Consider the following 13,727-nt stretch of genomic DNA (forward strand, 5'->3'; position numbering starts at 1 on the left):
GATGGGGTTGTTTATGGAGGGGGTATGTTGCGGAATTGGTATTTGACCATTGTGCTGGAGCGGACTGCGGGCGTGGCGCTGCATTTGCAATTGGTGCAGGCGATTATTCAAGAGATCCAGCGCGGCCGTTTATTGCCCGGCGCTGCATTACCCGGTAGCCGGACGATTGCCGATGCCCTGTCGCTCAATCGCAAAACGGTGGTGCAAGCCTACGATGAGTTGCTTGCACAAGGCTGGATTGAAACCCAGGCGCGCCGCGGCGCATTTGTTTCTGCGCGTTTACCTGCACCGACAATTAAAAAAATAGATAAAAAAGCGGCACCGATTCCTGATTCCTTTGTGAAATCTTTACCACCTAATGGCCTCAGTGCATTTTTGGAATCCATTGCCGAAAAACCTGGTGCCATTCGTTTTAGCGATGGGGTGCCCGATGCGCGCCTGGTGCCGTTTGATGTACTTTCGCGCGCGTATCGCCGTGCGCTGTTGCATTCGGCTCGCGCTAATCGCCTGGCTTATGATGACCCGCGTGGAAATTTATTATTGCGCGATGCCATTGCCGATATGCTCAGGGCCGAGCGCGGTATGAGTGTGACCAACACTCAAATTTGTGTCGTGCGCGGCAGCCAGATGGGGATTTATTTGAGTGCGCGCCTGTTGGCAATGCAGAAAATGCCTGTTAATGACGCAGCAAGCGGTGATGGTTGTGTTGTGATGGAAGATCTCGGTTATCCTCCTGCACGCGAAGCGTTTGCCTCATTCGGAATCAGGATTGAATATATTGCGCAAGATGGTGCAGGTATGAATCTGGATGAATTGGAAATTCTTTGCAGGCGACGCAAAGTCAGTGCAGTTTATACTACGCCCCATCATCAGTTTCCCACAACCGTGATGCTTTCCGTTGAACGAAGGATTCGTTTATTGGAATTGGCGCGGCGTTACGATTTTCTGATCATCGAAGATGATTACGATCATGAATTTCATTTTTCCCACACCCCTATGCTGCCATTAGCGAGTATGGATACTGACGGGCGTGTGATTCATATCGGTTCACTTTCCAAAGTGCTCGCACCGGGATTGCGTTTGGGGTATATCGCCGCGCCGGAAATGGTAATCAATCGTTGTATGAATGAAATTATGTTGATTGATCGACAGGGGAACGCCTTAACCGAATTGGCAGTGGCAGAATTGATGCGTACCGGTGAAATAAAACGGCATGTGCGACGCGCATTAAAAATTTATAAGGAACGGCGCGATTATGCAGTGCAGCGGGTTAGTGAATTAATGCCATCGGCAACGTTTACGATTCCTGCCGGTGGCCTGGCACTCTGGCTGGCGTTGGACCCGCGCATGGATATGCAACGCTTGCAGCGCGACGCGTTATCACAGGGGGTAGCTATTTTACCTGGCCAATTATTTTCCGGAACGGGGCGAGCCATTCCTGCATTACGACTGGGTTATGCCAGTTTAAACCAACAGGAATTGGAATCCGGATTGGCGGCCCTGGTTGCGGCGATGCAACAACAGTTTCCCGTATAGATGTGTACAATGGCAGTGGATTATTGCACTGATGTAAGAGCGCTTTTTTATTTCCTGATCGTTGGTTTTTTGAAAATTTACCCAGAGAGTTAATGTGTTATGCAGGTATTTACCTTTGCTTACGCCGGGCGTGAGTTTGTTGTAGCCGCTACACCGGCTACCGGGGAAGAATCCGTTAATGTGGACGGTGAACAGGTTTCCCAGGTGCGCAACTTTAATCCTGTCAGCGAACATCGTTTCGATTTGCCGGATTTGGGTGAAGTGCGCATCAGCTTTCAAATAAATGTGTCGCTGGCACGTGTAAATTATCAATTGTGGATTGGCGGTACGCAGGTTCTGGAGGCTGAAACAGAATTATCATCTGTTCAGGATTGGCAAAGTCCTGATCGACAACAATCGACAGTACAAGACGGAGAGCATGTGACATTGGCAGCCACCGATGTAATGCCGGCAAAACCAGTTCCGGCAAAAAGTAATTCGTGGATTTCATTGGGATTGGTTGGACTTAAATTATTAAAAACGGTACAGGTTGTTAAAGTTGCGCTGCTCGCGGCCTCGGTTGCGGTGTATAGCGTGATGTTTACCGTCGAGTTTGCATTAGCGTTAATTGGAGTATTGGTATTCCATGAATATGGCCACCTGCGTGCGATGAAAAAATTCGGAATTCCTACCAAGGGAATGTATTTGATTCCATTTGTTGGTGGGTTGGCAGTAGGTGATTTACCGAAAACCCGTTGGCAGGATGTGTACATTTCCATGATGGGGCCGGTGTTCGGTTTAATCATGACGTTGGTGTTTTATATTGTTTATCTCGCTACCGAAAGCCATTTCGCCGGCCTGGTCGCCTCTACCAGTGCTTTATTAAATTTATTTAATTTAATTCCAGTGTATCCACTCGACGGTGGACGCGTCGTGAAGTCATTGGTATTTTCCGGTCGTAATTATTTGGCGCTGGTCGCGCTCCTGAGTATTTCGGCATTGTGTTTTGTATTTGCCTGGAAGCTCGGTTTTTATTTCATTACTTTTTTTATTGTGATTGGTGTGATTGATATAGTGGCGGGGTGGCGGGTTGGCCTTGCAGAAGACATAACGCCGCTAAATCGGTATGGCCTCTGGTTTTCCGTATTCTGGTATTTGGCAATTGTTGCACTCTTTTTAGGAATGATTGTAATGATTGCACAGGATGGATTGCCCGGTTCGGAAATCGCGATGAAAGTTCTGGCGTCTTAATCTTCAAAATAAATTCCTTTCTATAAAAAAACAAAAAGCCTGTCGCACGACGGGCTTTTTTATGCGTGTAAACCAGTAATTGCCACGTTCTGTTCTACACTGGAATCAGGTTTGCTTAGTGTGTGGTTGTTGTTTGATTGCTGCCGGTTAAGTAATAAATATCGATTTAATGATAAATATCGATTGAATGATGAATAAAATCGATTCCTCCAATAATTAAGAAAAGGAAACGCTTATGTATACTGATACCCCGTCCCCATTGCTTGCCTCCACTGATATTCACAGCGCGCGCAAAAAAGTCCTCGCTACGGCGATTGGCTTTTTAGCGGCTATGACAATCGCGTTGCCTGTTTCTGCCCAAATTGGTAGCGCAAGTTTGAGTGGGATTATTGAAACACGCGATCAACCGTTTGCCGGTGCAGCTGTTACCGTCACTAACACAGCGAATGGACACACAGCCAAAACCATCACTAAAGCTGATGGTAGCTACACACTGACCGGTTTGCCGCCGGGGTCTTATCGCATCAGTATCGCGGGGAAAAATTTGCAGGGCCAAAAGCCCGTCAATTTAAAAGTGGGACAAAAGGTCAATTTCAGTATTGATCTTGAGCAAACCAGCGCTGAGCAACCCGTGCAGGAATTGTTAGTACTGGGTACCCAGGAAAGTGTTTCGGTGGCCGGTGAGGTGGGAACCAATATCACCCTGGAGCAAATTGAATCCTTGCCGCAAACCTCGCGCAATTTCCTCGCGTTTGCGGACCTTGCTCCGGGCGTGCAATTTAATGAAGGGCAGGAAGGTAGTACTACTATTCAAGGCGGGGCACAAAGCCCTAATGCTATTAATGTATTTATCGATGGCGTGGGGCAAAAAAATTACGTATTGCGCGGGGGTATTAGCGGGCAAGACGCGAGTCGCGGCACACCATTTCCGCAATCAGCCATTGCTGAATATAAAGTAATTACCCAAAATTATTCCGCTGAATATGATCAATTAAGCAGTGCCGCTATTGTCGCGGTAACCGCGTCGGGTACTAACGAATTTAAAGGCGGATTTTTTTACGATTATACCGATGAAGGGATGCGCGAAAAAAATCCCAATGAATTAAAAGTATATAAAAAAACACCCAGCCGGAAAATCCAGTACGGGGCGAGTGTGGGCGGCCCTATTATGGAGGACAAACTCCATTTCTTTGTCGCTTACGAAGGGAAAACCAATAATGACCCGCGCAATGTTGTTGTTGGCTCAAGTTACGACGTCACTAAATTGCCGGAAGGTATTCGTGCACAATTAGGTGGTGTGAGTGCGAGTTTTGAAGAAGATTTAATTTTCGGCAAGCTCAGTTACGCGCTCAACGATGAGCAGAAACTTGAGCTCACTGCCAAGTATCGCGATGAAACGGAATTAACCGGCATTGGCGGGCAAGAAGTATTGAGTTTCGGTACCGACAAAGAAAACGAAGAAACCCGTTGGGTATTAAGCCATAACTGGCGCAGTGAAAACTGGTTAAATGATTTTCGCATTACTTACGAAGATTACACGTTTAATCCGCGCCCCCATACCTTGGGAAATGGTGTGGTGTTATTTAATGCTGCTGATAAATTAGTATTGAATACCGGAGCCGGGCGCGACTACCAGGAAAAGAGCCAATCCGGTTGGGGACTACAAGAAGATTTTACTTATACATCATTCATTAATCACAAAATTAAAACCGGCTTTAAATATAAATCGGTTGAACTGTCATCGGCAGAGCAACAGCCGTTTAATCCGCAATATCGCTACAATATTGATTATTCCTGGACCCAACCTTACCGTGTAGAGTGGGGCGCGCCTTTAGTGGGAATCGGCGATGGCACTGTGCGCAGTGATAATGAGCAAATCGGAATTTATATCCAGGATGATTGGGATGTGACCGAGCGATTGACATTGAACCTTGGTGTACGTTGGGATTACGAGAAATCAGATGCGTATCTTGATTACCAAACTCCCGCGGCAGTTGTTACGGCATTGCGCAATTGGCGCAACCTGGATAATTCCAATGTGAATGTGGAAGATTACATCAGCACGGGAAATAACCGCGATACTTTTACCGATGCATGGCAACCACGCGCCGGATTTAGTTACGACTTCGGTACAGAATATAATATGGTATTGTTTGGTGGTGCTGGCCGAGCCTATGACCGCAATTTGTTTGATAATTTACAACTCGAAGCAACCAAAGCCACATTTCCCACTTACAGCATTAATTTTGATTCGGAAGATCCACAACATAATTGCGACCCGGCAGTTGAAACCAACTGTGCAACCTGGAATCCGAAATATTTAACGCGCGAAGGCCTGGATGAATTGCTTTATTTAAATAGCGGCGCAGGGCGTGAAGTCTATTTGGTGCATAACGATTTAAAAACACCTTACTCTGATCAATTCAGTTTAGGCGTACGCGCATCGCTGGGTGTTTGGGAAACGGAAGCGAGTTTATCGCACATAAAAAGTCATGATGGTTTTGTATGGATGCTAATTAACCGTCGCCCTGACGGCACTTTTTTTGAGCCGGGTGCAACCTGGGGGCAACCATGGGGGTTTGGTATTCCCGGTTACAGTAATGGCTTGATTGGGATGAATGGCCTGGAGTCGGAATCTGATTCGTTGTATATCAAAATGGATAAACCCAAAGCAGATGATTTTTGGGGCGTGACCGTCGCATATACCTATACAGATGCGCAGGAAAACCGCAAATCCGGTGAAACCTTCGCGCTGGACTATCCGAGTATGGATGATTACACCTGGTACGATTCAACATCAGTTCCGGAACATCGGTTAGTGATAGCCGCATTATTTGATTTACCGGGTGGGGTGGATTTTTCGGCAAAACTAAATCTGGAAAGTGTGAAAACTTATATGGGAATTGATTGCCGCCCCGGTTGGAATGCGTGTAAATACAATACATTTAAACCGGAAAGTAATGGATTCATCGGCTTCAAACAATTGGATATTGCGTTTAGTAAAAAAATTCCTACCAATTGGTTAGCGCCCGATAGTGAATTGGGTTTACGGTTGGACATTCTCAACGTAACTAATGCAGTAAATTATGGTGGTTATCAGGATTGGCATGGCGCTCCCGGTGAAGATTTACCAGCTAATTTTGCGCAGCCCAATGATACTTTTGATGGCCCACCCGCCACGCTCAAATTGGGCGTCAATTGGAATTGGTAAATTCTAACGTTGTAGCCCGTATGGAGCCCTTGTGAATACAAGGACTTGTATGTCTCGATCACGTATTCGATTCACTCCTTATGGCTAGGCAATATTCAGCGGCTTAAAAAAATCCCCGACATGTCGGGGATTTTTTTTTGCAATTCAATTCTATTTAAAGGAATGGATCTTCCGCATCAGCCGGAAAATAACGTTCTGCGGTTATTACCGCCGGCTTGATTCTGTGCGCGAGCAAATCATCCACATCCTGATTTACGCGCGTTACCAATTCCAGTGCCTGGTCGCGATCCAGGGACTCCAGTAACGCGTTGCCCCATATGGAAACATGGCGCAAATAAATCGTGCGAGTGTCAGATTTTTTCGCCCACTCGGCAGATACCTGCCGGCCAATACGGTCAACTTTAAGTTTGATTTCTTTCGCCTGCGCAGGGTCGTCAATCTGTTCCAGCAATTCGTTGGTCATTTTTGTCCAGCCGCGACCATAGAGTTCCCAGCCGTTATAAAAACGCACAATCCAGGTCAGGTATTCCTGTTGTGTCTGGACTTCTTTGTTGGTTTTGTCAGCTTCAAATGCTTCAACAAAATACGCGCGTGACGGCATAGTCGCGGGCCAGTTTTCATCGCGCGCCAGTTTTTGGGTGCTACAGGCGAATAAACCGGAAACCAGCACGAGTAATGCCAGCAAACGAAAAAGAGGTGCGGTGTTCTGCATAGGGGTTCAATTAACTCTGGAAATTGAAGGTTGGGTCAGTGTGACGCGGGTTTGTTGCAATAGTATAAAAGCAGGAATGAGGAGAAATACAGTGTCCTGATGGGCAGGATTCAGAATATTCTGTTTAGTCCCGGCAGGAAAATCCTGCCGGTGCTTATAAGTTGTGCAATTCGTTAGCGTTCGCGGCCACCGCGAATTTCACTGCGCTCATTGGACGGGCGACTTTCCCTGCCACCGCCACCGCCACCGCTATCGCGAAACCTTTCCATACGTTCTGCGCGCTGTGGTTGCTCTGCACGCTCCGTGCGTTGTTGTTGAAAACGTTCAACACGCTCTGTGCGTGGCTGCTCGGTGCGCGACTCTGTGCGTTGGATCTGCGGACGCTCGGTGCGGTCTTGCTGGAAACGCTCCGGGCGTGGGGTTTGGGTTCGCTCGATACGCTGTGGATTTAATCGCTCCTGCGGTGTGCGGCTTTCCTGTTGGCGGTTAATATCGCGATTTTCCTGCCCATTGACCTGGCGATCAGCATCGCGATTTTCCGTATTCCAGCGACGATTTGCTTGTGTATTTTGGCCATCACTCCGCAATGTGCCCAAATTGCGCTCGTTAGTACGGGTATTCATTCGTTCACGCAATTGTTCTGCGCGTGGTTGTGCACGTTCATTATCAGCAGCAACCCGATTGGTCGGGGTATTAATTTGCCCTGCCTGACGACGTTCGAGGCGTTGCTGGAATTCATCGGAACGATTTTGCCGCTGGTCGCGTGCCTGGTTGGGAGCAATGTTGGGGTTATTGCGTGCCCGGTCATCGCCACGCCATTGCGCGCGATTATCGCCACGAACATTGTCCCCTCGCACATTGTCGCCACGTAAATTGGCGCGATAGGATTGCGAATCACGGAAACTTTCACGGGGACTATTAAAGCGCTCACGTGTTGGATTGTCGTAATAGGCAACGCCGCGTCTATGCACCGGGTTGTGGCTCCAGCGTGTTGCATCAACATGGCGCACTACACTGCGGCTATCGTAAAAGCGATGACCACTGTGATGGTGACGGTCTACTACATAAACGCGGCGGTCGCGCCAATGGCAGCCACTGAAATAAAAGCGTGGGCCGATATAAACGCGCGGCCCCCAGTAGAAACCGCTTACAAATACATAACTACTGGGGTAATTCCAATATACCGGTGGGTAATCCGGCCACCACCAACTGCCGTAAACCACACGGGTATCGTAAGCGGGAACATATACCACCCGCTCGACGCTCGGTTCGATCACGATGGTTTTTTCTTCGCGGATCACGCGCACATGTTCAACTTTATCCAGATGACCGGAGGCATAAGCGCGATTACGTAATTTCTGCACGCTGTCCATTACCCGTTCTTCATCGGCGAGAAAGGCGTCACCCAATTGTTGGGTCCAATCCAGGTCTTCGCTCATGCGACGCAAAATATCGGGGAAGGCGACCAACGCTTTTACGCTTGGGTCCCAATCGCGGTTGTCGACAGCATCTACTGCATCATCACCTTTGTAGCGGGTATTGTTACGTGCCCAGCGATCTGCCTCTACAACTTCCAGTGGATAAGTAGATGCAATCAATACATGTGATAACACGGTATCGGGGTAAAGTGCGACAGGGGCGAGTAGGGAATCCAGCTGTGCTTCGCTGAAACTGGCCTGGGCTGCAGTGGTGCTATAAGTGGTGCGATCCACCGCCTGGCTGGTTGTGCAGCCCACCACCAGGGGTAATAACAGGCCGATGGTTAACGCAAGTTTGCCGGGGCGTTGCAGTAACTGGCTCATGATTTTCTCGCTCGCTTTGTGCGCGTGTTAAGGGTGTTTAGAGTAGACGGCGTTATTAGCTTTATCTTGGGCTATTACCGGAAACGGAAATTCCCAAGGTTGATTCATATATAGGCGGGCGGCGCTTAATGCAGGCTGAACTGATTGTGCATGAAGATAAATCGTGCAGGCAGATTAAATCGGACCATCTCGTTCTTGCTTGACTAATCGGGTGCCGCCCCGATAATGGCGCACTTCCCCAAAATCGACCTATAACCCGAGATTCGCGCATGATTGACGTCAATTTTCAGTTAAAAGGCAGCGCTATTACCGTGGTAGTGCTGGCCATTATCCGCTATGAACCCAAAAGTCTGGTGGATGAACTGAAAGAAAAAATCGCCCAGGCGCCGCAGTTCTTTGTGAACTCTCCGGTATTGATAAATCTGGACCGCCTGGAAAACCCTGAAGACCTGAAAAAAATCGGGGATTTGCTGACAATTTGCCGTGAACTGGATTTACAACCACTAGGTTTTAGCGGTGTACCTGAGGTATTGTTAGCGCCAGTCAACAAGACCGGTTTGGCGGTCTTGCCCACCCCGAATGAACGTGCGCTCAAACTGCCCAAACAGGAAACCGCTCCCGCTGTGGAAACGGTTATTGAGCGGGTAGTAGAGACTGTGGTGGAAACCGTGATTGAAGAGCGGATTGTCCAGCGCCAGAGCAAAGTAGTCACTCGCCCGGTGCGCTCCGGCCAACAGATTTATGCTGAAGGTGCGGACCTGATTGTACTGACGCAGGTGAGTGAAGGTGCAGAAGTTCTGGCCGATGGGCACATCCATATTTATGGCACTTTGCGTGGTCGTGCGCTGGCAGGTGTGAGGGGCGATGAAACCGCGCGTATTTTTTGCCAGCAACTGGACGCAGAGCTGGTATCGGTTGCCGGCAATTTTGTATTGCAGGATTCGCTACCCAAAGAATTATTGAAAAAGCCGGCACAAATTTCCCTAAAAGGCGAAAAAGTGGTGGTGGAAGCACTAGTTAGTAATTAACGGAATTCAGTCGTTAGTAGCGTTTGTTAATTACAGAATAGTGAACTCGTATTGCAAACTCATGTCATTAAAAAATTCGTTATTTAAAGGAGCCTCCCTTGGCCAAGATTATTGTTGTCACTTCCGGTAAAGGTGGTGTTGGTAAAACTACTTCAAGCGCAGCAATCAGCACTGGTTTGGCCATGCGCGGTCACAAAACAGTGGTGATCGATTTTGACGTAGGCCTGCGTAACCTGGATTTGATCATGGGCTGCGAACGCCGTGTGGTTTACGATTTCGTAAACGTGATTAAAGGTGAAGCCACCCTGAATCAGGCGTTGATTAAAGACAAACGCACTGAAGGTTTATACGTATTACCTGCATCGCAAACCCGCGACAAAGATGCATTAACACGCGAAGGTGTTGAAGTTGTTATCAACGAACTCGCAAAAGATTTCGATTTTATAGTGTGTGATTCTCCTGCCGGTATCGAGCAGGGCGCATTAATGGCTTTATACTTCGCTGATATCGCTATTGTCGTGACCAACCCGGAAGTTTCTTCGGTGCGCGATTCGGATCGTATCCTGGGAATTCTGCAAAGCAAATCCCGTCGTGCCGAACAAAACCTTGAGCCAATCAAAGAACACCTGTTACTGACTCGCTACAATCCGGTACGTGTGGACGCGGGTGAAATGCTGAGTGTAAATGACGTAGAAGAAATTCTGGCAATTCCGTTATTGGGTGTTATTCCTGAATCAGAAGCGGTGCTCAAGGCATCTAACCAGGGCACACCAGTTATCCTGGACGAGAGCACGCCAGCTGGCCAGGCATATAACGATGCAGTTGATCGTTTGCTCGGTAAAGAGATTCCTCACCGCTTCCTGGAAGCGGAAAAGAAAAGTTTCCTGAAGCGTTTGCTGGGGGTGTAAAGCGTGAGTATCCTGGATTTTTTAATCAAAAAACGCGCGCCTTCCTCGGCTTCCGTAGCCAAGGAACGATTGCAAATTATCGTGGCTCACGAACGCAATAAACGCAGTTTGAGCCAACCGGATTTCCTGCCACAAATGCAACAGGAAATTATTGCTGTGATCCGTAAATATATTCATATCGAGTCAGATCAGGTAACAGTCAATCTGGATAATTCGGATAATTGTTCGGTGTTGGAGTTGAATATCACCTTGCCGGATTAATAAGCCGCGCCCCTTGTTGCAGCTGAAAAAGGACGCATTGGATAACAGTGCGTCCTTTTTTATTTAAAGTACTTTTTATATAGGACGCGCTTTACTTAAAAGTATATTGTTAATACTTCATCTTTCAGTGGTTGGATGCATTATGAATATTGGCCTTCAGCAAAAACCGGCAGATCACTTGGTTGTATTTGATTTTGAAACCACTGGCTTATCGCCGGACATGGGCGACAGGGCAATCGAAATCGGTGCGGTGTTGATTGAAAATGGAAAAATTACTGATCGTTTCCAACAGGTGATGGACCCTGGCATACGCATCCCTTTATTTATTGAAAACCTCACTGGTATCACTAATGCCATGGTGAAGGCCGCGCGTAAAAATGATGCTGTGATGAGTGATTTTTATGAGTTTATCGCTGGTCATAACCTCGTTGCCCACAATGCCAGTTTTGATGAGCGTTTTTTGCGTGCCGAGTTTCGCCGCATTAAAAAATACTTTTCTGGTGGAATTGTGTGTAGCCTTTTAGCCGCTCGACGTATTTACCAGGCAGCTCCCAATCATCAATTGGCGACATTAGCCAGTTATAAAAATTTACCTGGCGAAGGTATTTATCACCGTGCCCTAGCGGATGCTGAAGTAACCGCACATTTATGGTTAAGTATGCTGGATGAATTACAGGTACGGCATGGACAGCAATTTCCCACGTTCGATTTCATGTTCAAATTGACCAGAACTCCCAAACATCAGTTACTAAAACTGTATCAAAAGAACACCGACAAGGAATTGGATTGAGATGAAAAAGAGTTCCATGTTTAATTTTTTTGTTGTGTTTATTTTCGGGTTGCTCCTCACCAGTTGTGGAGCTTTAATCAAACCCAATGTGAAGGTGGGATTAATCCAACTTGAAAAAGGCTCTTACACGCTGGATCAAACCCATGTGGCGGTGTTATTCAAAATTAACCATATGGGATTATCCACATTTGTTGGTCGATTTAATAAAGTAGATGCCAGTTTGGAGTATGATCCAAAAAATATTGCTGCTGCAAAGCTCTCTGCTGTAATTGATGTGGCCAGTATAGATGTCAATAATACCGATCTGGAAGAAACACTAAAGGGGAGTAGCTGGTTCGATGCAGAAAAATATCCACAGGCATTTTTTAAAACCAATAGTGTAAATGTCATTGATGAAAATACCGCGGAATTCATTGGTGATTTGCAGCTTCATGGTATTACCGCGCCGGTTATATTAACCATTCATTTCAACGGTGGTGGCAACAACATGCTCACTGGTTTTTACACTTTAGGTTTCAGCGCTACGTCATCATTTAAACGTTCAACATTTGGTATTGATTATTTGGTTCCTGCTGTTGCAGATCAAGTCGATATCGAAGTCTTTGCTGAATTCCAACAACAATAAACGTTCCTTTTTTTCAGGAGTTATCATGTCTCAATATTTCTTGATTGGTGGTAATGGCCAGCAATCGGTGCAATTAAATTTGCGTATGGCTAACCGTCACGGATTGATTGCAGGTGCGACGGGCACGGGTAAAACGGTCAGTTTGCAAGTATTGGCGGAAGGGTTTGCCAAAGCAGGTGTACCGGTTTTTATGGCGGATATCAAAGGTGATCTTTCTGGCCTTGGCAAAGCAGGAAAGCCGCACCCAAAAGTGGATGAGCGTGTACAGCTGCTGAAAATTAGCGATTACCAGCAGCGATTGTTTCCATGCATATTCTGGGATTTATATGCAAAAAACGGCCACCCGGTGCGGGCAACGATTTCAGATTTTGGGCCACTCTTGCTCGCCAGTTTTTTTGATTTGAATGAGACCCAGACAGCGGTACTTTATGCGGCTTTTAAAATTGCTGACGATCAGGGCATGCTGTTGCTGGATCTGAAAGATTTGCAAGCCATGCTCAATTGGATGAAAGACGAACGAAAAAATCTGGAAGATGAATACGGTGGTATTAGTGAAGCGAGCATAGCGGCTATCCAGCGCCGGTTAATGATGCTCGGGCAAGAAAGTGCCGATAATTTTTTTGGTGAACCGGCGCTGGATTTAAATCATCTGATGCAAACTACCCTGGAAGGGACTGGCGTAATTAATATTCTGGATGCTACAACGCTGGTCAATCAACCGAAGCTCTACGCAATCTTTTTGCTGTGGTTGATCTCCGAGCTCTTTGAAAATTTACCCGAACAAGGTGATGCTGATAAACCTAAACTGGTTTTCTTTTTTGATGAGGCACATTTACTGTTTAATGATGCACCGAAATTGCTAGTGGATAAAATTGAACAAGTTGTACGTTTGATTCGTTCCAAAGGCGTGGGGATTTATTTTATTTCGCAAAGCCCCGCAGATATTCCTGATGCAGTGCTCGGTCAACTTGGTAATCGTATCCAGCATGCATTGCGCGCATTTACTCCAAAAGACCAACAAGCGGTAAAAATTGCAGCGCAAACTTTTCGTCCCAATCCAGCTTTTTCTACCGACAATGTAATTACCGAATTGGGAATCGGCGAGGCGTTGGTATCGGTATTGGATGACAAGGGATCGCCCACACCTGTAGAACGTATATTGATTGCTCCGCCCGGATCGCGCATCGGGCCATTGACAGCCGAAGAGCGCAACGAGGTTATGAGCCGTTCACCTTATAAAACTATTTATAACCAAATGATTGATCGTGAATCGGCTTATGAAGTTTTGAAAGCGCGCGTGACGCAACAGCAACAATCTGAGCAACAACAAAAGGTTCAGGAGCAACTGCGTATCGAGCAAGAGCGTGTTTTTAAGGAACAACAAAAACAGCAACAACAAATCCAGCGTGAGCAAACTCGTGTCCAACAGCAAGCGCAACGCGCCGATGCAAAACGGGAATCAGCTGCAGAAGCGCTGGCAAAAAGTGCTGCACGTGCTATAGGCAGCAATCTGGGCCGGCAGATTGTTCGTGGTATTTTGGGATCATTATTAGGTGGTCGTCGTTAGGTGGTCGCCGTTAGGTTGCGTAATTTGTATGTCATCAGTCATTGGCTATAGTAAGTA

General features: G+C 47.0%; 11 protein-coding genes. 9 read left to right on the forward strand and 2 right to left on the reverse strand.

Translation table 11 applies throughout. The annotated features are described in order from the left end of the window. Window positions 1–24: 24 nt before the first annotated feature. The 3 genes from pdxR (at window position 25) to A596_RS00365 (ending at window position 5,977) form a co-directional block, all read left to right on the forward strand. Window positions 25–1,536 (forward strand): MocR-like pyridoxine biosynthesis transcription factor PdxR, encoded by a 1,512-nt coding sequence (gene pdxR / locus A596_RS00355; RefSeq protein ID WP_039911854.1) that lies wholly within the window; start codon window positions 25–27, stop codon window positions 1,534–1,536. 99 nt (window positions 1,537–1,635) lie between these two features. After that, on the forward strand, window positions 1,636–2,766 hold the full coding sequence (locus A596_RS00360) for a site-2 protease family protein (protein WP_039911855.1): 1,131 nt from the start codon (window positions 1,636–1,638) through the stop codon (window positions 2,764–2,766). A gap of 235 nt (window positions 2,767–3,001) precedes the next feature. Then, window positions 3,002–5,977 carry a TonB-dependent receptor gene (locus tag A596_RS00365; protein WP_052417074.1) on the forward strand — a complete coding sequence of 992 codons (2,976 nt, stop codon included), beginning with the start codon at window positions 3,002–3,004 and terminating at the stop codon, window positions 5,975–5,977. A gap of 154 nt (window positions 5,978–6,131) precedes the next feature. Here the strand turns inward: A596_RS00365 and A596_RS00370 are convergent, their stop codons facing one another. Both A596_RS00370 and A596_RS00375 read right to left on the reverse strand, forming a co-directional pair. Further along, complete coding sequence (locus tag A596_RS00370) at window positions 6,132–6,689, reverse strand: hypothetical protein (RefSeq protein ID WP_039911856.1); 558 nt, start codon at window positions 6,687–6,689, stop codon at window positions 6,132–6,134. A gap of 173 nt (window positions 6,690–6,862) precedes the next feature. Further along, window positions 6,863–8,491, reverse strand: coding sequence for a DUF3300 domain-containing protein (locus A596_RS00375; RefSeq protein ID WP_235425579.1), 1,629 nt, complete (start codon window positions 8,489–8,491; stop codon window positions 6,863–6,865). Between the two features lie 269 nt (window positions 8,492–8,760). On the opposite strand from A596_RS00375, the gene minC reads away from it, so the two are divergent. The 6 genes from minC (at window position 8,761) to A596_RS00405 (ending at window position 13,670) form a co-directional block, all read left to right on the forward strand. Next, window positions 8,761–9,519 carry a septum site-determining protein MinC gene (gene minC, locus A596_RS00380; protein ID WP_039911857.1) on the forward strand — a complete coding sequence of 253 codons (759 nt, stop codon included), beginning with the start codon at window positions 8,761–8,763 and terminating at the stop codon, window positions 9,517–9,519. Window positions 9,520–9,617: 98 nt separating this feature from the next. Further along, window positions 9,618–10,427: a septum site-determining protein MinD gene (minD, locus tag A596_RS00385; protein ID WP_039911858.1), complete on the forward strand. Its 810-nt coding sequence runs from the start codon at window positions 9,618–9,620 to the stop codon at window positions 10,425–10,427. Window positions 10,428–10,430: 3 nt separating this feature from the next. Continuing rightward, entirely contained in the window at window positions 10,431–10,688 is a 258-nt protein-coding gene (gene minE / locus A596_RS00390; RefSeq protein WP_039911860.1) for a cell division topological specificity factor MinE, read from the forward strand. A 142-nt stretch (window positions 10,689–10,830) separates the two neighbouring features. After that, window positions 10,831–11,478, forward strand: a complete 648-nt coding sequence (locus A596_RS00395; protein WP_039911861.1) for a 3'-5' exonuclease — start codon at window positions 10,831–10,833, stop codon at window positions 11,476–11,478. Window position 11,479: 1 nt separating this feature from the next. Continuing rightward, window positions 11,480–12,103, forward strand: a complete 624-nt coding sequence (locus A596_RS00400; RefSeq protein WP_235425580.1) for a YceI family protein — start codon at window positions 11,480–11,482, stop codon at window positions 12,101–12,103. A 25-nt stretch (window positions 12,104–12,128) separates the two neighbouring features. Next, complete coding sequence (locus A596_RS00405; RefSeq protein ID WP_039911863.1) at window positions 12,129–13,670, forward strand: helicase HerA-like domain-containing protein; 1,542 nt, start codon at window positions 12,129–12,131, stop codon at window positions 13,668–13,670. Window positions 13,671–13,727: the final 57 nt, after the last annotated feature.

The sequence above is a fragment of the Cellvibrio mixtus subsp. mixtus J3-8 genome, from assembly GCF_000766945.1.
Classification (GTDB): Bacteria; Pseudomonadota; Gammaproteobacteria; order Pseudomonadales; family Cellvibrionaceae; genus Cellvibrio; species Cellvibrio mixtus_A.